Source organism: Kitasatospora sp. NPDC048715, assembly GCF_043198905.1.
Classification (GTDB): Bacteria; Actinomycetota; Actinomycetes; order Streptomycetales; family Streptomycetaceae; genus Kitasatospora; species Kitasatospora lactacystinica.
In genome coordinates this window covers 212,174-231,185 of record NZ_JBICVH010000018.1, presented here as the reverse complement: position 1 = coordinate 231,185, position 19,012 = coordinate 212,174, and the positions used below count along the sequence as shown (strand labels likewise).

Genomic DNA, 19,012 nt, shown 5'->3' with positions numbered 1-19,012 from the left:
ATCTGCGCGAGTCGGATCTGCGCTAGTCGGATCTGCACGGGTGGGATCTGTGCGGGTCGGATCCGAAGGGGCCGGATCTGATGGCCCCGGCGGACCTGGCGGCCTCCGGCGGCCAGCTGCTGCCGGTCACCCCGGTGCTCGGGGTGGTCACCGCCGTGCTGCTGCTGGCCGCCGTCGCGGTGGCCGGGCGGGGACTGCTCGGCCACGGGCACGCCGTGCTGCGGGCCGGGCTGCGCGCCGTGGTGCAGCTGGCCGCCGTCGCCGCGGTGATCAGCTGGGTGGTCGCTTCGCTCTGGTGGTCGGCGCTGTTCGTGGTGCTGATGTTCTCGGTCGCGGTGCGCACCGCCGGACGGCGGATGACCCCGGGCCCGGCCTGGGTCTGGGCGGCCGCCCCGATCGGCGCCGGGGTGCTGCCGGTGCTCGCCCTGCTGCTGGGCGTCGGGCTGCTGCCGCCCGAGGGCCTGTCCGTCATCCCGGTCGCGGGCATCCTGATCGGCGGGGCGCTCAGCGCGACCTCGCTGGCCGGGCGGCGCGCCCTGGACGAGCTGCGGCTGCGGCGCGGCGAGGTGGAGGCGGCACTGGCGCTCGGCTTCGAGGACCGCGACGCCCGGCTGGAGATCTGCCGGACGGCGGCGGCGACCTCGCTCGTCCCGGCGCTGGACCAGACCCGGACGGTCGGCCTGGTCACCCTGCCCGGGGCCTTCGTCGGGATGCTGCTGGGCGGGGCCTCGCCGGTCCAGGCGGGGGCGGTGCAGCTGTTCGTGCTGATCGGGTTGCTGGCGGTGGAGTCGGTGGCGATCGTGGTGGTACTGGAACTGGTCGGGCGCGGGCTGATCGCGGCCGAGCCGGACGGGGGCGCCCGGTAGGCGGGTCGAGCGCCGTTGGCCGCCGTCGAGCGCCGTTGGCCGCCGTCGGACTCCGTCGATCTCCATGGATCCCCGTCGACCTCGGTGGATCTCCCGGGGCGGGTCGGTCGACGCCGTCGGGTACGCTTGGGGCCGTTGAAGGGGAGTAGCCCTCCACCGGACCGTCGACATACTGGCCCCCAGGGGCCCGGCGCCCGGGGTACCGCTCGATGAGCGGTGCCGGCGAGACCTTCGGCCGCAGTGCTGTGACCATGACCAGTGCTGTCGGGCCGAAGCGTCCCCTGACGGACCTGCGGAGGCCGGGCAGCCCGACCGAGGACTCCTATGAGTATCACCGTTGCCGCGTTGACCTTCGGCATCATCTTCCTGGCCGAACTGCCGGACAAGACCGCGCTGGCCAGCCTGGTGCTCGGCACCAAGTACCGCGCGAGCTACGTCTTCGCGGGCATCGCCGCCGCCTTCGCCCTCCAAGTGGGCCTCGCGCTCGTCGCCGGGCACCTGCTCACGCTGCTGCCGCACCGCTGGGTGGAGGGCGTCACCGGCCTGCTGTTCCTGGTCGGCGCGGCGATGCTGCTGTTCCACGGCGGCGAGGAGGAGGACGAGCACGCGGCCAAGGAGCCGTCCTCGAACAGCTTCTGGAAGGTGGCCGGGGCCAGCTTCGTGGTCGTCGCGATCGCCGAGTTCGGTGACCTGACCCAGATCATGACCGCCAACCTGGCCGCCAAGTACGCCGACCCGCTGGCCGTCGGCCTCGGCTCCTGGCTGGCGCTGTGCGCGGTCGGCGGGGTCGCCATCGTGGGTGGGCAGAAGCTGCTCAAGTACGTGCCGATGAAGCTGATCATCCGGGTGGCGGCGACGATCATGGTCGTGCTGGCGGGCATCAGCATCTTCGGGGCGATCACCGGCTGATCCGGGGGACGACCGGCGGTCGGCCCGAGGGGTGACCGCCGGCCGGGCAGTTCCGGTCAGCAGGTGCTGTGCTTGTCCAGGGCAGCACGGGTGTTGGGGCCGAAGATGCCCCGCTTGTCGCCCTTGACGTCCCACATCCACTGGACGTAGCCGACGGTGTTCACGGTGGTGTCGTCGTACTGCCCGGTCACCGGCACACTCGCCCAGCAGACGACGACGGCGAGCTTCTGCTGGAGGGCTGTGACGTCGGGGCCGCTCATTCCGTACTGCAGGACCCGCGGCGTCGAGGTGGCGGTGGGCGTCGGGGTCGGGGTGGGGGTGCTCGGCGCCGGCGCGGTCGGCGTGGGGGCCGCGGCGGGGGGAGCGGCCGGTGCCTCGGCGGTCGGCGTGGCGATCGGGGGCGGGGTGGCCGTCTTCGTCGGGCTGGGCTTGCGGGTGGGGGTGGGTGTGGGGCTCGGTGCCTCGCTGGTCGGCGCCGCGGCGCTCGGAACGGGTGTCGCCAGGGTGGGCGGGTCCACCGGCGCGGGCGCCAGGGTGGTCGTCGGCAGCGGCTGCGCCTGCTTGGCCGACGGCTCCTTGGAGGGCGTCACGGCGTACGCGACACCGATGGTGAGCGCCACCAGGGCGGCGCCGACCCCGGCGAGCAGCCCCTTGCGCCGGGCGAGCGGGTGCCGGTCGGCCTGTTCGGCCGCCCTTCTGGCGGCCCGTCCGCCACCGGCCCCCGGCCCGGGTACGGCCTGGCCGGCGTTCGGGCCCCGGCCGGCGTTCGAGGCGGGCCCGGGGTCCGGCGCCTGCCCGAAGGCGAAGAGGCCGATCTCGTTCCCGGCCGGCCCCGAGGGCGGCACCGGCGGCAGCAGGGTGGTGGCGTACGCCTCCGGGTGGGCGCCGAGGTCCGGGTAGCCGTCGCCTGCCGGGTAGCCGTCGGTGCCCGGGTGGGCACCGGCGCCCGGCCCGAACGGGGCCTGCCCCGGGGCGACGGGCGGCAGCACGGTGGTGGCGTACGCGTCCGCGTCCGGTCCGAGCGGCGGAGCGGCCGGCGGCCCGGGCTGCCCCGGGGGTGCGGGCGGCAGCACCGTGGTCGCGAACGGGTCCACCACCGGTGCGTTCGGGTGGGTCTCGTCGGCCAGCTGGTCGGCGGTCTGCGGGACGTACGGGCGGACCAGTGGCGGGCCCTCGATGTGGGGCAGGACGGCGGTCTCGGTGAGGCTCGGGTCCGGGAGGCAGCCGCACCCGGTGGAGCGTGCGGTGCCGCACGTCGGGCAGTGCTGGTCCGGCATCGGCCGGTCCTCCTCGGTTTCGCGTCGACTTCGCGGGCGGCTGTTCGGTCGTCGGGCTGTTCGGTCGTTCGGTCGTTCGGTGCGCCGTCCGGGCGGAACCGGGCGCACGATCGCGCCTGATTATGCAGGACCGCCCGAAGGGTGGACAGGGGCGTCCGTCCCCCCGCGGGGAGGTTGTGCCGATTGGTGCCGGTTGGCTCTCCGGAGAACGCCCGGGGCGCGGCGGTTGTCCCCGGCGCTTACGCTCGGCTCAACCCGGTGGAACAAATCGGGACGAACCAGCGAGCGTTGTGAGCTGGGAGTGATCATCTGCCCGGCCCGGCCGACGGGCCCGCGACCCCCCACGGAGACGCCATGCCCACGGAGACGTCGTGATGTCGACGGAGAAGCCATGGCCGACGGAGAAGCCATGAGGGAGAAGCCATGACGGAGACGTCATGACGGAGCCGCACGCCGCGTCCGACCGGAGCACCGCGGCCGGGAGCGGCCCGCCGGCGGTCACCGTCCCCAACCTCTGGGTGCCGATCGGCGCCCTGCTGCTGGCGATGCTGCTGGCCGCACTCGACCAGACCATCGTCTCCACCGCGCTGCCGACCATCGTCAGCGACCTCGGTGGCCTCGACCACCTCTCCTGGGTGGTCACCGCCTACCTGCTGGCCTCCACCGCCGCGACCCCGCTGTGGGGCAAGCTCGGCGACATGTACGGCCGGAAGCGCTTCTTCCAGGCCTCCATCGTGATCTTCCTGCTCGGTTCGGTGCTGTGCGGGATCGCCCAGAACATGGGCGAACTGATCGCCTTCCGCGCGCTCCAGGGCCTGGGCGGCGGCGGGCTGATGGTGCTCTCCCAGGCGATCGTCGGCGACCTCGTCGCCCCCCGGGACCGCGGCCGCTACCAGGGCCTCTTCGGTGCCGTGTTCGGCGTCACCAGCGTGCTCGGGCCGCTGCTCGGCGGAGTGTTCGTCGACCACCTCAGCTGGCGCTGGGTCTTCTACATCAACCTGCCGATCGGCATCGTCGCCCTGGTGGTGATCGCGACGGTGCTGCACGGGCGGGAGGTCCGGCGCGAGCACCGGATCGACTACCTCGGCACCGTCCTGATCGCCGCCGTCGCCACCTGCCTGGTGCTGATGACCTCGCTCGGCGGGACCACCTGGGCCTGGACCTCCTGGCAGATCGTCGGCCTCGGCGTGCTCGGCCTGGTGCTGCTGCTCGCCTTCGTCCTGGTCGAGCGGACCGCGGTGGAGCCGGTGCTGCCGCTGCGGCTGTTCCGCTCGCGGACGTTCAGCCTGGTCGCGGTGATCTCCTTCGTCATCGGCTTCGCGATGTTCGGCGCGCTGACCTACCTGCCGACCTTCCTCCAGGTGGTCCAGCGGGTCTCGCCGACCATGTCCGGCATCCACATGCTGCCGATGGTGCTCGGCATGCTGCTCACCTCGATCGGCTCCGGCCAGATCGTCGCCCGCACCGGCCACTACCGGATCTTCCCGATCGCCGGGACGGCCGTGACCACCGTCGGGCTGCTGCTGCTCTCCCGGCTGGACGAGCACAGCAGCACCGCCGAGATGAGCTTCTACTTCCTGGTCTTCGGCCTCGGGCTGGGCCTGGTGATGCAGGTGCTGGTGCTGATCGTGCAGAACTCGGTCGGCTACGAGGACCTCGGCGTGGCCACCGCGGGCGCCACCTTCTTCCGCTCCATCGGGGCCTCCTTCGGCGTCTCCATCTTCGGGACGGTCTTCGCCAGCGGCCTGCGCAGCCGGCTCGCCGACGCGCTGGCGGGGGTGCCGCTGCCGCCCGGCTTCCAGCCGGAGGCCATCACCGCCGACCCGCGGGTCATCCCCCAACTGCCGGCCGCCGTCCAGCCGGCGGTCTACCACGCGTACGCCGAGTCGATCACTAGGGTGTTCCTGTACGCGGTGCCGGTCGCGGTGGTCGCCTTCGTGCTGTCGCTGTTCCTGCGCGAACAGAAGCTGCGCTCCGCAGTCACCGGGCCGGACCTCAGCGAGTCCATCGGCGTCAATCCGGTCGAGCGCAGTTCGCTGGACGAGATCGCCCGCGCGCTCTCGGTGCTGAACAGTCGCGAGGCCCGGCGCGACCTCTTCCGGCGGATCACCGAGACCGCCGGACTGGACCTGCGGCCCGCCTCCAGCTGGCTGCTCCTCCAGATGCACCAGCACGGCTCGGTCGAGCCGGCCGAACTGGCCGAGCGGCGGATCGTCCCGGTGGCCGTCGTCGAGGAGGCCGCCCGGGAGGTGGAGGGCCGGGGGCTGGCGGTGCGGTCCGGCGGGCTGCCGCTGCGGCTCACCGAACCGGGGGAGGAGGTGGCGCTGCGGCTGGTCGCCGCCCGGCGCGCCCAGCTCGCCGAGCTGCTGGGGGACTGGGACGAGGAGCGGTACGCCGAGCTCGCCGGGGTGCTCAACCGGCTCAGCTCCTCGCTCTGCGCGGACCTGCGGGACCGGCCGGACTCCTCGGGGCCGGAGCCGCCGTACCGTGGGGAGGGGCGGTCGTTCTGACCGTGCGTCGGCCTGTCGGGTGCGGCAGGGAAGGGTGGTGCGGCATGCCGCTCGAAATCGAGCGCAAGTTCCTGCTGGAGGCCTTCGAGCCGCCGGGCACGGCGGTGCGGCAGCGCATCGAGCAGGGGTACATCGCGATCAAGGACGACGGGACGGAGGTGCGGCTGCGGCGGATCGCCGGCAGCTGCGTCCTCGGTGTCAAGCGCAAGGACTCCTCGGCCGGCGCGCCGGTCCGGATCGAGGTGGAACGCGAGCTCGGGGAGCGGGAGTTCACCGAGCTCTGGCCGGCCACCGAGGGCGCCCGCCTGGTCAAGGACCGCTACACCTTCGAGGCGTCCGGCGTCACCGTCTACGCGGACGTCTACCAGGGGGAGCTGGCCGGGCTGCGCACCGTCGAGGTCGAGTTCGGTTCGGAGGCCGAGGCGGAGGCGTTCTCGGCGCCGGAGTGGTTCGGCGCCGAGATCACCGGCGTGAAGGCGTACAAGAACCAGACCCTCGCGACCCTCGGGCTCCCCGGGTCCTGACCTCGGTGCCGGGGTTACGGCGCCCCGAACCAGCGCGGGGTGTCGAGGCGGAACGGGTCGCCGGGGGCGAGCCGGCGCAGGCCGTCCTCCAGCTGCCGCAGCTGCTCCTCGCCCAGGGTCGCGGCCCACTCCTCGCGCAGCTCGTCGAAGATCCGGGCGGAGCGGACCAGGCAGTCCACCCCGCGCCCGGTGAGCCGGACCAGCTTGCGCCGGGTGTCGGAGGGGTCCGCGGCGCGCTCGACGTAGCCGAGCTGCTCCAGGTTGTCGACGGTCTTGCCCGCCGCCTGCTTGGTGACGCCGAGGCGGCGTCCGAGTTCGGAGGCGGTGGTGCCGTGCGGGCCGATCGCCTGGAAGACGAAGCCGTGCATCGGGCGCAGGTCGGGATGGCCCTCGCGGGCGATGCGCTCGTGCAGCTCGTCGATGATCGTCCGGAAGGCGAGCAGCAGGCGCAGCGGCAGCTCGAAGCCCGGCGGGGGCGCTTCACTTGACACGATAGACAACCTCATTGACCATATAGACAACTTCATTGACCATCTTAGGGGGTTCCTTCACCATGCCCGTGATCCGCCGGACCGACGCCCGCCGCACCGCGACCCCGAACGCCGTCATGACCACCTACGCCTCGCCCACCCAGGGCTCCGCCGCCCTCGCCGTCTGGCACGTCGACATGGCCGCCGACACCAAGGGCCCGCTGCACGCCATGGACACCGAGCAGGTCTGGACCCTGCTCACCGGCGCCGCCCGGGTCGACCTGGCCGGGGAGGCCTTCACCCTCGCCGCCGGCGACACCGCCGTCCTCCCCGCCGACACCGTCCGGCAGATCGCCACCACCGACGGCTTCACCGCCGTCGTCGCCTCCCCGTCCCCCGCCCACGCCTACAACCCCGACGCCCGCACCCCCGAGGGCGCCTGCGGCCTCGCCCCGCGCGACGACCAGCGCGTCCTGCCGCCGTGGATCGCCTGAGCCCGGCCCGCCCGCGCCCACGGGGGACGGCCGGAGGCCCGCCCCGGCCGTGAGGTGTAGCAGACTGCTGCCGTAAGCAGTCCCCGGAGCAGAAGGAGCCCCATGTCCGTCGTCAAGATCAACGTGCTGACGGTGCCGGCCGAGCAGCGCGAGGTGCTGGAGCAGCGCTTCGCCTCCCGCGCCGGCGCGGTGGAGAACTCGGACGGCTTCGAGTGGTTCGAGCTCCTCCGCCCCGTCGAGGGCACCGACCAGTACCTCGTCTACACCCGCTGGCGCAGCGAGGAGGACTTCAAGGCCTGGATGGAGGGCCCGATGAAGGCGGCCCACCAGAACGGCCCCTCCGGCGAGGCCCCCAAGCGCCCCGCCGCCTCCGGCTCCACCCTCTGGTCCTTCGAGGTCGTCCAGTCGGCGGGCCCCAAGGCCTGAGGTTCGTCCGGCAGCAGCGCGCCCCGGGGTTCCGCGGAACCCCGGGGCGCGCTGCTGTTCGAGGGCCCGGGGGAGTTCAGGCCGGGGTGGTGCGAAGGAGGGGGCGCAGGGCGGGGAGGGGCGCGTGGTCGGCGCGCCAGAGGAGGCGGAGATGGAGGGGCGGGGGGTCGAGGGGGAGGCGGGTGAGGACGCCGGTGGCGAGGTGGTCGTGGACGGCGTGGGTGGGGAGGAGGGCGATGCCGAGGCCCTGTGCGGCGCAGGCGCGGGTGGTGGGGACGGCGCCGGTGCGGAGGCGTTGGACGTGGTGGCCGAGGAGGCGTTCGCCGGCGAGGTGGTAGGAGCAGGCGGGGGTGTCGACGAGGAGGCGGTGGCCGCGGAGGTTCTCGGGGGCGAGGGTGGTGGCGCGGGCGAGCGGGTGGGTGGGGGCGGCGACCAGGGCGAGGTGGACGGCCTGGAGATCGAGGTGGTCGAGCGGGGCGGGCGGCAGGGGGAAGCCGAGTGCGCCGAGCGGGCCGGGGGCGTCGAGGACGAGGGCCGCTTCCAGGGCTCCGGCGGCGACGCCGTCGAGCAGGACGTCCCGGGTGGCGTCGGTGTGGAGGGATATGTCCAGACCGGGGCGGCGGTCGGTGAGGCGGGCCAGGACGGTCGGGAGGTGGGTGGCGGCGACGGCCGCCAGGACGCCGAGGCGCAGGCGGGTCCGGGTCACGACGACCTCGCGGCGGGCCTGTTCGGCCTGGTCGAGGAGCCGTCGGGACCAGGGCAGTAGTCGTTCCCCGGCCGAGGTGAGGGTCAGGTCGTGCCTGGCTCGGTCGAACAGGTCGGTGCCGAGGCTGTGTTCGAGGGTGCGGACCTGTTCGGAGACGGAGGCCGGGGCGAGTCCGAGTGCCACGGCCGCGCCGGTGACGGTGCGGTGGGTGACGACGGCGTCGAAGACGCGCAACTGACGTAGTTCCACTGGTTTCCCCGGTTCCCCCGAAGGTCCGTACCGTGCCCGTGCGAGTGCTGCGGGACAGGGTACGGGGGTGTACCGGGGGGTGGATGGGGATTCCGGCCGGTTCGGTGGCTTCGGCGGGCCGCGTGCTGCCCGGCCGCGGCCCGCAGGCCCGGCTTCGGGCTCCTGCAGCGAGCAGGGGACTCCTCCTCGCTGCCCCGGCCGGTGGGTGCCGGGCGGAGCACCGGGGGCGGTGGTCACCCGGCCGGGTTCTCCGTCCGTACGGCGAGGGCGTGGGCCTCGTGCAGGGTGCCGGTCGCCTCGGCGTGGTCGCCGTGGACGAGTTGGGCCATGGCCAGGTCGGTGAGCGCCCTGACCAGGCGCCGGGTGTCGTGGGCGGGGCCGGTCGCGTGGAGGCGGCGTTCGATCCGGACGCTCCGCCGCAGTCGGGGGAGCGTGAGGTGGGCGTAGTAGCTGGGATGGTCTCCACGGACCGCCCGGCGCAGGTCGAGCCGCCGGGTGAGGGTGCCGAGGGTGGCGAGCAGGTCGCGGTCCTCCGGCAGGGGCAGTGAGCCGTCGGCTTGCTCGGACGGGCCCTCCTCGTCGGGCAGGCGGTCGGTGGGCTCGGGCGTGCCCGTGATGGCCTCGACGGCCCGCGCGAGGGTGACCAGTCCGTCCTCGAAGGACGCGCGCAGGCTGAAGGACCAGTGGTGGAGGTCCAGGCCCAGCACCGGTTGGAGGCGCCGTCCCGGGTCGACGCCGAGCGCGAGCGGGTCCGGGGCGTCGGCCGCGGCCTGTTCGTCCCGTACGCCGGAGCGGGCGAACAAGGCGCTCCGCAGGCCCTCGTTGAAGCCGAAGTCGCCGGCGTCGCCGCGGGCGGGCAGGCGCTCGCAGGAGCGGGCGGCGTCCGCGAGCAGCCGGTGCGACTGTTCGGTGCGGCCCAGATCGGCGAACCACAGGGCGGCGCCGGCCGCCCGTAGGGCCGGGACGGGACTGCGGGCCGGTTCCGTGCGGCCCTCGCGCAGCCAGGCGAGGGCCTCGTGTTCGATGGCCACGGCCTCCTCGGTGCGGTCCGCGAGGCGGAGCAGCACGGTGAGGTCGAGCAGTCGCCACGTCAGGTCGCTCCCGCCGGCCTCGGTCACCGCCAGGGAGCGGTCGGCCACCGCGCGGGCGGCGTCCACGGCCTCGTCGAACCGTCCCGCCTCGGCGAGGCCGTGGGCGAGGTCGGCGTGCAGGACGGCGGCCTGGCCGAAGCCCTCCACCGGCTGGTCCGCTTCGGCGCGCCGGGCCAGGTCGGCCGCCTCCTGCCGGGCGGCGAGGGCGGGACCGTCGGCGTGCGCCCGGGAGTGGTGCAGGGCGAGGGAGGACAGCGCGCGGGCGGCAGCGGCCAGGTGTTCGGTGCCGCCGTCGGCGACCAGGGCGCGGTAGATGCCGGCGGACTCCTCCAGGAACGGGACGGCCTCCTCGGGCCGGGGCCGGGGCTCGCCGTAGGCCCGGCCCCTCAGCGCTGCGGCCAGCGCGGGCAGGCCCGAGGCGGGGTCGGTGCGGGCCGGGGCCCGGAGCCGGGCGACCGTCTCGTCGGTGACCGGCTCCCGCCCCGGGCGGCGGGCTCGCGGTACGGCGTGGTCGTGGTCGGGCGGGGCTCCGTGCGCGGTTGTCACGCGTTTCCTTCCGGGGCGGGGACGAGCGGTCTCCCGTCCGAACGTCCGAACGCCCCTACGGCGGGGATGAGTTCCGGACACTGGTGGTGGTGCTCGTGCATGGGAAGTCGGACGGGCCGACTTCTCGCGCGGGTTCGTCCGCCGTTCCGCGCCTACCCGGCGAGCGTGCCGTCCAGGTACTCCCGCACCGGTGGGAACAGCGGGAACGGCACGTACTCGGCCAGCTCGGCGCGGGACGCCCAGACCACCCGGTCCAGCTCGTCGGAGTCCACCACGGTGGCGGTGCCGCCGACCACCTCGCAGGCCGTGTACGCCATCCGCCGCCCGTTCTGCGGGTGCACCCGCTCGCCGAGCAGCCGGGCGGCGGCGACATGGAGGCCGGTCTCCTCGGCGGTCTCGCGGACCGCCGCCGCCTCGGGGGACTCGTTCGGCTCGACCTCCCCGGCCGGGAACTGCCAGGACAGCTCGCCCTCGGCGACCCGCCGCCGCACCATCAGTACCCGGCTGTCCTTGACGACGATCGCGACGGCGACGGCGGGGAGTTGCTCGGGGGTCTGCTCGGTCATCGCTCTGCTCCTCGGGTCTGCGCCGGTGTCGACGCCATCCTGGCCCGGGGCCGCAGGTCCGCTCGGCAGGCTCCACGGGCCGCGTGTCGTGTCGGCTACCCGTGCGCCGGCCCGTAGAGCGCGGCCGGTGCGCCGGTGGCCAGCGCCCAGTAGCGGTCCCCGTACGACCAGTGCCACCACTCGGTGGGGTAGTTGACGAGCCCGGCGCCGGTCAGGACGTCGCAGAGGAGTTGCCGGTTGGCGCGGGCCTCGGCGCCGATGCCGTCCGCGTCGGTGTAGCAGGCCCCGGCGCTCTCCTCCGGGCTGGCGTTGACCCTGGTGCCGAGGTCGAGTGCACGGCCGTCGGCGTCGACGAGGGTGAGGTCGACGGCGGCCCCGGCACTGTGCGGCGCGATCTCCGGCGGCGAGACGTAGCGGCTCGTCGCCGACCTGATCAGGTCGTCCGGCCAGTCGGGGTTCGCGGCCCGCAACTCGGCGGCGTACTCGTCGAAGTAGCGGCTCTGGAGAGCCGGTGGCCGGTAGCCCTCGACGAACAGCAGCCGCAGGTCGTCCGGCAGGGATTCCTGGGCGTCGAGCAGGCGGTCGAGCACGCCCGCCCGCAACTGCGCGAAGGCCCCGGTGCCGTCCTGCTTGCGCTCGTCCACCGGCAGCCCGCCGCTGCTCCGTACATCCGACAGTCGCTCGCCGCAGTCCTGGACGGGGACTGCGGCGACCTTCGGGTCGGACATGAGGATGATCTCGTTCAACACGCCTCCTGGCGAAGGAAGTCGGGGCTGTGCGGCCGATCAGGACGATCAAGCCCCTCCAGTCTGGCATCGCGAGCCGTGCCGCCGCATCGGTTCATGTGGCCCGCAGGCGGTCCAGGAACTCCGGGACGCCGTCGACCCGGCGGTAGGGCTTGAAGGCCGGCGCGAGTTCGCGGACCAGGGCGGCGCAGCGGGGCGCGCCGATGCGGGTGGCCAGGTCGAGGGACTTGGTGGTGACGGACAGCGCCTGCTCGATGTCCTTGGCCTTCAGGTGGCTCCGGGCCTGGTATGTCAGGAAGATGCCGCGTGTCTTGTCCCTGGCGCGGGGCAGCAGTGCCATCCCCTCTGCGATGAGGGCATGGGCCTCGCTCGACCGGTCCAGGTCGAGGAGGCACTGGCCGGAGTCCACGGCCAGGTCGGCGGGGCTCATCCAGGCGCACCACCCGGGAGCGGGGTCGGTGACGTCGACGGCGAGGGCGGATTCGGCGTCGGAGAGGTCCTGGTAGCAGGCGGAGCGGTCGCCGAGTGCCGCATGGGCCCTGGCGCGGCGGAGGAGGAGCAGGGATCGGGCGGTGGGGTGCGAGACGCCGGACAGGGCGTGTCCGAGCTGGTCGACGGAGACCTTCGCCTCGCCGAGCCAGTTGGCCTGGTAGGCGAAGTCGGACAGCACTCCGGCGCCGTGGTCACGGTCGCCGGCGGCGTTCGCGGATTGGAGAGCGGCTTCCCAGAGCTTCCCGGCCGCCCAGTGCCGGCCTCGGTCGAAGCGGTGCCAGCCGCTGGTGGTGGCGAGTGAGGCGGCCAGGCGGTGGAGGCGGCGGCCCGTCCTCTCGCCGTAATGGCCCTCCTTGATCAGGTCCGTGACGGTGGTCAGGTGGGCGTCCACCAGCCGGGCGGTGTGCTGACGCTGTTCGGTGGGCATGGCCGTCAGCGTCCTGCCCGTGCCCTCCAGCCAGTCCACGAGTGCGCCGTCCACTCGCTTGCCGCTCAGGGCCGAGGCGAGGCGTTCGGGCTCGGCGGGCTCGGCGGCGGCCCACTGGGCGGCCAGGCCGCCCAGCGAGATCGCGCTGAAGGTCATGAAGGTTCGGCGGTCCATGGCGGCCCTCTGTGCGTCGTGGAGTGCGTGAACGGTGTGAGCGGCTCCCAGTGGCAGCGGTTCGTCGCGTCCGGGTAGCCAGTAGGGCCAGCCGAACGCCTCCAGGTCCGAAAGCGGGACGTCGAAGGCCTCGGCGATGAGGAGTTGGGAGTCGGTGTTCGGCGTCTTGCGCCAGTGCTCCCACCGACTGATGGCCGTCTTGTCGGCACCGGAGAGGAGTCCGTGCCGGCGAGCGGCCTTGTTCAGCTCCGCGACGAGGTCGCTCTGCGACCAGCCGTGCAGCTCACGTGCGTAGGCGAGGGGGTGCCGGATCGGGTCGTCCACGGGGCCAATCCCATCATCGACAGTGACCGAGAGCTTACTGCCGGCGACGGCGGGACAACCCCGGGACTACGGACAATGCCTGGTCGACGGCCGCGACTTGGGCTGTACTCGATTCACGCCGACAGAGTTCCGGCACAAGCGGAAGCGTCTGTCCGTGAAACGTCGCGCTGCGGTCATCGGGCTTCGGCCGCCAGGTCCTTCCGGCCGCCTGCCCGGCGGCCCAACTCGTCCGCCTCTCGCCCCGAAAGGAGTACTGCGATGCCTTGCCAGGAGCCGAAACCGCCCCCGCCGAGGCCGGTGGGCCCGCGCACCCCCCGCCCGCCGGACCGGTAGGCCGGCGATCACGATTTCCAGCACGTCGAGAGGAGCAGAACATGGGCAAGCACGGTGGAGGGTCCGGCAGCGACGGGCCAGGTGCGGCGGGCGGAGGCAAGGGCGGCAGCCACTCCGGGAAGCCGGACACGGCGTCGCAGGACGGCAAGCGGGACGCCCCGCCCACCAACCTGCCCAAGCCGTCGAAGCCTTGAGGGGGGCGGCCGAGTGAAGTGGAACGTGCTCAGCGATGCGCTCCGGGAGTCCGGGGCGCTGTCGGCCGACTGGGAGCCGGTGTTCCGAGGCGTGCCCCGCCGACTGTTCGTTCCGGACCGGATCCGCCACGGGGGTGAGTGGATCGACCGCAATGAACGCCCGGTCGAGTGGGGCGAGCTGGTCGGCTCCGACATCCCGCTGGTGACCCGGCTGGACGAGGACGGTCGCACGCCGTCCTCGTCCAGCTCGATGCCCACCGTCGTGGCCCAGATGCTCCGGCACCTGCAAGTCTCCGACAGTATGCGGGTGATGGACATCGGTACCGGTACGGGCTGGACGGCGGCGCTGCTGGCCCGCCGGCTCGGGGTGGAGAACGTCACCACCGTCGAGCTGGACCCTGAACTGTCCGGTGCCGCACGGCGCCGTCTGGCGGCGAACCGCCTGCCGGTCAGGGCCGTGGTCGGCGATGGCATGCTCGGCCATCCGGCGGCCGCGCCGTACGACCGGGTTCATGTCACCGCCGCCGTGCAGCGTGTCCCCGGTGCGTTGATCGAGCAGACGGTTCCCGGGGGCGTGATCGTCGTCCCGTACGGCACGGCGTTCTGCAACGGCGGGCTGCTGAAGCTCACCGTCGCCGACGACGGCCGTTCCGCGAGCGGGCCGTTCGTCGAGGACGTCGCCTTCATGTGGGTGCGGGGCCAGCGCCCCGGGAGCGGCGAGTTCGAGATCGAGGACGTCCGGCACGGCCCGTCCGAACTCGACCCCGCTGTCGTGGCGGAGGACACCGACGCCGCCTTCGCGATCGGGCTGCGGTTGCCGGGGCTGTTCCGGCAGGAGGTGTCGGCGGGCTACGACCGGCTCGGTACCGGCCGGTTGGAGGTGTGGGACGGGGTCTCGTACGCCCACTGCCGCCTGGCCGACTGGGACGGCAGGCACGCCGTCGCGCAGTCCGGCCCCCGCAACCTGTGGGACGAGGTGACCGCCGCCCACGCCCGGTGGCAGGACCAGGGCGAGCCGGGCCTCGACCGGTTCGGTCTGACCGTCACGGTCGAGGGCGAGCACCGGGTGTGGCTGGACGAGCCGGGCCACGTGGTCGGTTGATGCGAGGCAGTGAGGATCGCGTCCCGGGCTCGCGAGCTCGGGACGCGCTGGGTTGTGCGCGCTCGCGCCGCCCGAACGGGTGATGAGGAAAGGAGTTTGACGGGGCGTTACGGAATTACGGTGAAGATTGCGGTGCCGGGTGCTCGGAGGGGCACTCGGTGCGTGAGCAAAAGAGTTACCCCGGCGGTGCGCCAACACCCCGGGGTCCGACACCAGGAGAAGAGACCTCCAGATGCAGATCCATCGTATCCCTCGGCATGCCCCCGGGTACACGATCCTGGACAACGGTCACGTCGTCCGCAAGCACTCGCTGAGTTGGGCCGCGCGCGGGCTGCTGAGCTACCTGCTCAGCCTGTCGGACGGGGCGCGCGAGGACGTGCGGACCCTCGCCGCGAAGAGCGTGGAAGGGCGGACGACCGTCGCGCGGGCGCTCAGGGAGCTGGAGGCGGCCGGGCACTACGTGCGGCGGACCCAGCGCGATCCGCTGACCGGGCAGGTGCGGACGGTCGTTTCCTTTCATGAGGTGCCGGTGACGGGCAAGGCGGTGCACACGGTGCCGCCGCTTCCCGTGCCCCCGGCCGCCGGTGTCCCAGCTCCGGGCCATCCAGTCGCCGGGACGGCGGGAAGCCCTTCCAAGGAATCGAGGAAGAAGGAAGCGGAACAACCTTCCGTCCGTCCCTCCGAGAAGTTGACGGCCGGGATGGCACTGCTGCTCGAACTCGGGCGCAGGGAGCCCCGGATGGCCCTGGCGGGGAAGCCGCTCAGCGACCAGGCCGCGCGGGTGGAGGGGTTGCTGGCGGGCGGGTGGAGCGGTGAGGCGCTCGCCGGGATCCTGTCGGCGCCCCTGCCGGACAAGGTCACCCGCAGTGTCGGGGCGATCGTGGCGGCGCGGATCGCCGGGCTGCCGGCCGTTCCGGCACCCCGACGGGCGGGCGACGGGCCCCGCAGGGCGGACGACGGGCCCCGCAGGCACGAGTGCCCCGGGCGCGGCGGGCTGTGCGGGCGGCCCGTGGCCGGGCCCGGGCAGGTGTGCGGGGCGTGCCGTTAGCGCTCCGGCGGCCGGAAGGTGACCGGAGCGTCGAAGGCGGCGCGGCGGGTCGTGCGGCGCAGGGCGCGCAGGACTGGGGTGCCGAGGGTGAGGCAGAGAACGACGGTCAGGGCGGCCCGGGGGAGGTCCCAACCCAGGGACGTGGTGAGGCAGTAGGCGGCGAAGCGGACCAGGTTGGCGGGCAGCGGGTCGCCGGGGTGGAAGGAGATGGAGCCGGCCAGGCCGCCGATGTACGGCCAGCCCTGGAGGTTCATGATCGTGCCGTACAGCAGGGACGCGGCGGCGCCGTACCCCGCGAGCAGCCAGAGCTCGCGGCGGCCGCGCAAGGAGGCGGGGCCCGGCAGCAGCCCCGCGCCCAGGCACACCCACCCCATCGCCAGCATCTGGAACGGCAGCCACGGCCCCACCCCGCCCGTCAGCAGCGCGGAGGCGAACATCGACAGTGAGCCGAGCACGAACCCGAAGCCCGGTCCGAGCACCCGCCCGGAGAGCACCATCAGGAAGAACATCGGCTCCAGCCCCGCCGTGCCCGCGCCGAGCGGCCGCAGTGCCGCGCCCGCCGCGGCCAGGACGCCCAGCAGGGCGACGGACTTGGCGTCCAGCCCGGGCGCCCCGCCGCCCGCCGAGCGGCCTTCGGAGATCTGGGCGATGACGACGGCGAGCAGCAGCGGCAGCAGCAGGGCGAACAGCCACGGCGCGTCCGCGGAGTGGCCGACCAGCGCCGACTTGGTGGAGGCGAGCAGCGGCCAGCCGAAGGCGGTCACGCCGACGGCCGTGACGAGGAGCAGCGCGGTGACGGACCGGCGCCCCAGGGGGACGGGACGAGTGCTCATGCGCCCAGCGCCTCCGCGACCTGCCCGACGGTGAGCCACGGCCCGGGCGCCAGCACCTTGGCGACCTGCGGGGCGAAGGCCGGGGAGGAGACCACCACCTCCGCGGTCGGCCCGTCCGCGACGATCTCGCCCTCGGCCAGGATCACCGTGCGGTGGGCGAGTTCGGCGGCCAGTTCGACGTCGTGGGTGGCGAGGAGTACGGCGTGGTCCTCGGCGGCGAGGGCGCGCAGGATCTCCACCAGCCGGGCCTTGGCGGCGTAGTCGAGGCCGCGGGTCGGCTCGTCCAGGAGCAGCAGCGGGGGCCGGGCGGTGAGCACGACGGCGAGGGCGAGGGTGAGCCGCTGGCCCTCGGAGAGGTCGCGCGGGTGGGCGTCGTCGGCGATGCCGGGCAGCAGGCGTTCCACCAGGGCGCGGCAGGTGCCGGCGGCGGCGCCCGCGTCGGTGTCGGCCGCGGCGCACTCGGCGGCGACCGACTCGCCGTACAGCAGGTCGCGCGGTTCCTGCGGGACGAGGCCGACCTCGCGGATCAGTTCGGCGGGGCGGGTGCGGTGCGGGGTGCGGCCGCCGACCCTGACGCTGCCGGAGGCCGGGGCGTGCAGGCCGACCAGGCTGCCGAGCAGGGTGGACTTGCCGGCGCCGTTGCGGCCCATCAGGGCGGTGATCTCGCCGGGGCGGAGCGCGAGGTCCACGCCGCGCAGGGCGGGGACCGGCCCGCGCCGGACGGCGAGGCGGTCGGCAACGGCGATGGGGGTGCCGGACGAAGAACCGGCAGCGGCGGGTGTCCGGCCGTCCAGTTCGGCGCGCAGCGGGGCGGCCTTGCGGCGCGCGTCGCGGACCGAGAGCGGCAGCGGCCGCCAGCCCGCGAGCCGGCCGAGGCCGACCACCGGCGGGTGCACCGGGGAGTGCGCCATCACCTCGGCGGGCCCGCCGAGGACGGGCGGGGCGCCGGGGGTGAGCAGCAGCACCTGGTCGGCGTACTGGACGACGCGTTCCAGCCGGTGCTCGGCCATCAGCACGGTGGTGCCGAGGTCGTGCACCAGCCGCTGGAGGACGGACAGCACCTCCTCGGCCGCGCCCGGGTCGAGTGCCGAGGTGGGTTCGTCCAGGATCAGTACGCGGGGGTGCACGGTGAGCACCGAGCCGATCGCGACGCGCTGCTGCTGGCCGCCGGAGAGGGTGGTCAGCGAGCGGTCGCGCAGGTCGGCGAGGCCGAGCAGGTCGAGGGTCTCCTCGACCCGGCGGCGCATCACGTCGCCCGGCAGGCCCAGGGACTCCATGCCGTAGGCGAGTTCGTCCTCCACCGTGTCGGTGACGAAGTGTGCCAGTGGGTCCTGCCCCACGGTGCCGACCAGGTCGGCGAGTTCGCGCGGCCGGTGCTCGCGGGTGTCCCGGCCGCCGACGGTGACCCGGCCGTGCAGCACCCCGCCGGTGAAGTGCGGCACCAGGCCGCTGACCGTCCCCAGCAGGGTGGACTTGCCGGAGCCGGACGGGCCCACCAGCAGGCAGAGTTCGCCCTCGGGGACGGTGAGGTCGACGCCGCTGAGCGCGGGCGCCGCGGAGTCCGCGTACCGGACGGAGACCTGCTCGAAGGTGATCACGATGCCCTCCGGGGCGGGGTCGGGGCGGCGAACGCCGGCACCAGGCCGAGCAGGACGGTCAGCACGGCGGTCAGGGGCAGCGCGGGGACGGTCGGCGGGACGACGGTGGGGGCGAAGGCGGCCGGGTCCCGCGCGGCCAGGTAGACGGTGAGGGCCGCCACGGCCGCCCCGGAACCGGCGGTCAGCCATTCCGGAAGGGCCCACGGGTCCGGCCGGTAGCGGCTTCTGACGGAGCGTCGGCCGCCGAGCAGCAGCCCGGCGAAGGCGGCGGCCAGGCCGAGCAGCAGGACGGGCGGCGCCCAGCCCGCGCCGCCGGCCGTCAGCAGCCCGTACGCGGCCAGGCAGACCCCGAGCAGCCCGGCCAGGGTGAGCGCGGCCGTCGCCCGGGCGAGCCGGCGCGGGACGTCGGCGGTGCGGCCGAAGCCCCGGGTGTCCATCGCGGCGGCCAGCGCGATGGACCGCTCCAACGCGCCCTCCAGCACCGGGATTCCGACGCTCAGCACGGCGGCGACGCCCTTGTCGGTGCGGCCGCGCAGGCGCCGTGCGGCACGCAGCCGGCGGACGTCCGCGACCAGGTTGGGTGCGAAGGTCATCGCCACGACGACGGCGACGCCCGCCTCGTAGAGCGCGCCGGGCAGGGTGCGCAACAGGCGGGCCGGGCTGGCCAGGGAGTTGGCGGCGCCGACGCAGATCAGCAGGGTGGCCAGCCGCAGCCCGTCGTACAGTGCGGCGAGCAGCCCCTCGGCGGTGACCCGGCCGCCGATCCGCACGCCCTGCGCCCAGACGGGCAGCGGGAGTTCGGGCAGGGTGAACAGCACGTGGGTGCCGGCGACCGGCGAGCCGAGGAACACGGCGAACACCAGCCGGATGCCGAGCACCAGCAGGCCCAGCCGCAGGAACGCCCCGTACGAGCGCGACCAGGGCGCATCGCCGCGCCGGGCCGCGACCACGTACCCGGCGACGGCGGCGAGCAGCAGCAGGATCGCCGGGTTGGTGGTGCGGGTGGCCGCCGCGCCCAGCCCGAGCGCCCACAACCACCAGGCCCCGGGGTGCAGTTGACGGGGGCCGGTGGGCGGCCGGGTGCTACGGGCGGTGCTGCTCACGGTG

At 74.2% G+C, this 19,012-nt stretch carries 19 protein-coding genes; 9 read left to right on the top strand and 10 right to left on the bottom strand.

The genetic code is table 11. From position 1 onward, the window contains the following. Positions 1-80: 80 nt before the first annotated feature. Together ACGFSC_RS31120 and ACGFSC_RS31115 are read left to right on the top strand one after the other, a co-directional pair. Positions 81-866 (top strand): ABC transporter permease, encoded by a 786-nt coding sequence (locus tag ACGFSC_RS31120; RefSeq protein WP_359907158.1) that lies wholly within the window; start codon positions 81-83, stop codon positions 864-866. A 324-nt stretch (positions 867-1,190) separates the two neighbouring features. Continuing rightward, entirely contained in the window at positions 1,191-1,775 is a 585-nt protein-coding gene (locus ACGFSC_RS31115) for a TMEM165/GDT1 family protein (protein WP_359907155.1), read from the top strand. A 56-nt stretch (positions 1,776-1,831) separates the two neighbouring features. Here the strand turns inward: ACGFSC_RS31115 and ACGFSC_RS31110 are convergent, their stop codons facing one another. Beyond that, positions 1,832-3,052 carry a hypothetical protein gene (locus tag ACGFSC_RS31110; RefSeq protein WP_359907152.1) on the bottom strand — a complete coding sequence of 407 codons (1,221 nt, stop codon included), beginning with the start codon at positions 3,050-3,052 and terminating at the stop codon, positions 1,832-1,834. Positions 3,053-3,489: 437 nt separating this feature from the next. On the opposite strand from ACGFSC_RS31110, the gene ACGFSC_RS31105 reads away from it, so the two are divergent. After that, complete coding sequence (locus ACGFSC_RS31105) at positions 3,490-5,562, top strand: MFS transporter (RefSeq protein WP_359907149.1); 2,073 nt, start codon at positions 3,490-3,492, stop codon at positions 5,560-5,562. A 44-nt stretch (positions 5,563-5,606) separates the two neighbouring features. Then, on the top strand, positions 5,607-6,086 hold the full coding sequence (locus tag ACGFSC_RS31100; protein WP_359907147.1) for a hypothetical protein: 480 nt from the start codon (positions 5,607-5,609) through the stop codon (positions 6,084-6,086). Positions 6,087-6,100: 14 nt separating this feature from the next. On the opposite strand, the gene ACGFSC_RS31095 is transcribed toward ACGFSC_RS31100, so the two are convergent. Further along, entirely contained in the window at positions 6,101-6,592 is a 492-nt protein-coding gene (locus ACGFSC_RS31095; protein WP_380352564.1) for a MarR family winged helix-turn-helix transcriptional regulator, read from the bottom strand. Between the two features lie 20 nt (positions 6,593-6,612). On the opposite strand from ACGFSC_RS31095, the gene ACGFSC_RS31090 reads away from it, so the two are divergent. Together ACGFSC_RS31090 and ACGFSC_RS31085 are read left to right on the top strand one after the other, a co-directional pair. Beyond that, on the top strand, positions 6,613-7,050 hold the full coding sequence (locus ACGFSC_RS31090) for a cupin (RefSeq protein WP_359907142.1): 438 nt from the start codon (positions 6,613-6,615) through the stop codon (positions 7,048-7,050). A 102-nt stretch (positions 7,051-7,152) separates the two neighbouring features. After that, a complete protein-coding gene (locus ACGFSC_RS31085; protein WP_117487522.1) occupies positions 7,153-7,476 on the top strand; it encodes an antibiotic biosynthesis monooxygenase in 324 nt (107 codons plus the stop codon). 76 nt (positions 7,477-7,552) lie between these two features. Here ACGFSC_RS31085 and ACGFSC_RS31080 read toward each other — a convergent pair whose 3' ends face one another. From ACGFSC_RS31080 to ACGFSC_RS31060, 5 genes are all read right to left on the bottom strand, one after another. Further along, positions 7,553-8,431: a LysR family transcriptional regulator gene (locus ACGFSC_RS31080; RefSeq protein ID WP_359896849.1), complete on the bottom strand. Its 879-nt coding sequence runs from the start codon at positions 8,429-8,431 to the stop codon at positions 7,553-7,555. 233 nt (positions 8,432-8,664) lie between these two features. Then, complete coding sequence (locus tag ACGFSC_RS31075; protein ID WP_359896851.1) at positions 8,665-10,068, bottom strand: hypothetical protein; 1,404 nt, start codon at positions 10,066-10,068, stop codon at positions 8,665-8,667. 152 nt (positions 10,069-10,220) lie between these two features. After that, positions 10,221-10,634 carry an NUDIX hydrolase gene (locus ACGFSC_RS31070; RefSeq protein ID WP_359896853.1) on the bottom strand — a complete coding sequence of 138 codons (414 nt, stop codon included), beginning with the start codon at positions 10,632-10,634 and terminating at the stop codon, positions 10,221-10,223. Between the two features lie 95 nt (positions 10,635-10,729). Continuing rightward, positions 10,730-11,380 (bottom strand): M15 family metallopeptidase, encoded by a 651-nt coding sequence (locus ACGFSC_RS31065; RefSeq protein WP_359896855.1) that lies wholly within the window; start codon positions 11,378-11,380, stop codon positions 10,730-10,732. Between the two features lie 94 nt (positions 11,381-11,474). After that, a complete protein-coding gene (locus ACGFSC_RS31060; RefSeq protein WP_359896857.1) occupies positions 11,475-12,797 on the bottom strand; it encodes a helix-turn-helix transcriptional regulator in 1,323 nt (440 codons plus the stop codon). A 374-nt stretch (positions 12,798-13,171) separates the two neighbouring features. On the opposite strand from ACGFSC_RS31060, the gene ACGFSC_RS31055 reads away from it, so the two are divergent. The 3 genes from ACGFSC_RS31055 (at position 13,172) to ACGFSC_RS31045 (ending at position 15,474) form a co-directional block, all read left to right on the top strand. After that, positions 13,172-13,324, top strand: coding sequence for a hypothetical protein (locus ACGFSC_RS31055; protein WP_359896859.1), 153 nt, complete (start codon positions 13,172-13,174; stop codon positions 13,322-13,324). Between the two features lie 13 nt (positions 13,325-13,337). Further along, on the top strand, positions 13,338-14,426 hold the full coding sequence (locus ACGFSC_RS31050; protein WP_359896861.1) for a methyltransferase domain-containing protein: 1,089 nt from the start codon (positions 13,338-13,340) through the stop codon (positions 14,424-14,426). A 232-nt stretch (positions 14,427-14,658) separates the two neighbouring features. Further along, positions 14,659-15,474, top strand: coding sequence for a helix-turn-helix domain-containing protein (locus tag ACGFSC_RS31045; protein ID WP_359896863.1), 816 nt, complete (start codon positions 14,659-14,661; stop codon positions 15,472-15,474). Here the strand turns inward: ACGFSC_RS31045 and ACGFSC_RS31040 are convergent. From ACGFSC_RS31040 to ACGFSC_RS31030, 3 genes are read right to left on the bottom strand one after another with little or no spacing between them, the layout of a single operon-like run. After that, entirely contained in the window at positions 15,471-16,307 is an 837-nt protein-coding gene (locus ACGFSC_RS31040; RefSeq protein ID WP_359896865.1) for an ECF transporter S component, read from the bottom strand. The genes ACGFSC_RS31045 and ACGFSC_RS31040 overlap by 4 nt on opposite strands. After that, complete coding sequence (locus ACGFSC_RS31035) at positions 16,304-17,905, bottom strand: ATP-binding cassette domain-containing protein (protein WP_359896867.1); 1,602 nt, start codon at positions 17,903-17,905, stop codon at positions 16,304-16,306. Before ACGFSC_RS31035 ends, ACGFSC_RS31040 begins: the two co-directional genes overlap by 4 nt. Next, positions 17,902-19,008, bottom strand: coding sequence for a CbiQ family ECF transporter T component (locus ACGFSC_RS31030; RefSeq protein WP_359896869.1), 1,107 nt, complete (start codon positions 19,006-19,008; stop codon positions 17,902-17,904). The genes ACGFSC_RS31035 and ACGFSC_RS31030 overlap by 4 nt, the downstream gene beginning before the upstream one ends. Positions 19,009-19,012: the final 4 nt, after the last annotated feature.

Bases quoted from the DNA above. Each gene is read 5' to 3' on its own strand.
- ACGFSC_RS31120 (WP_359907158.1), top strand. From the start codon at position 81: ATGGCCCCGGCGGACCTGGCGGCCTCCGGCGGCCAGCTGCTGCCGGTC.
- ACGFSC_RS31115 (WP_359907155.1), top strand. From the start codon at position 1,191: ATGAGTATCACCGTTGCCGCGTTGACCTTCGGCATCATCTTCCTGGCC.
- ACGFSC_RS31110 (WP_359907152.1), bottom strand. From the start codon at position 3,052: ATGCCGGACCAGCACTGCCCGACGTGCGGCACCGCACGCTCCACCGGG.
- ACGFSC_RS31105 (WP_359907149.1), top strand. From the start codon at position 3,490: ATGACGGAGCCGCACGCCGCGTCCGACCGGAGCACCGCGGCCGGGAGC.
- ACGFSC_RS31100 (WP_359907147.1), top strand. From the start codon at position 5,607: ATGCCGCTCGAAATCGAGCGCAAGTTCCTGCTGGAGGCCTTCGAGCCG.
- ACGFSC_RS31095 (WP_380352564.1), bottom strand. From the start codon at position 6,592: ATGAGGTTGTCTATCGTGTCAAGTGAAGCGCCCCCGCCGGGCTTCGAG.
- ACGFSC_RS31085 (WP_117487522.1), top strand. From the start codon at position 7,153: ATGTCCGTCGTCAAGATCAACGTGCTGACGGTGCCGGCCGAGCAGCGC.
- ACGFSC_RS31070 (WP_359896853.1), bottom strand. From the start codon at position 10,634: ATGACCGAGCAGACCCCCGAGCAACTCCCCGCCGTCGCCGTCGCGATC.
- ACGFSC_RS31055 (WP_359896859.1), top strand. From the start codon at position 13,172: ATGGGCAAGCACGGTGGAGGGTCCGGCAGCGACGGGCCAGGTGCGGCG.
- ACGFSC_RS31045 (WP_359896863.1), top strand. From the start codon at position 14,659: ATGCAGATCCATCGTATCCCTCGGCATGCCCCCGGGTACACGATCCTG.
- ACGFSC_RS31040 (WP_359896865.1), bottom strand. From the start codon at position 16,307: ATGAGCACTCGTCCCGTCCCCCTGGGGCGCCGGTCCGTCACCGCGCTG.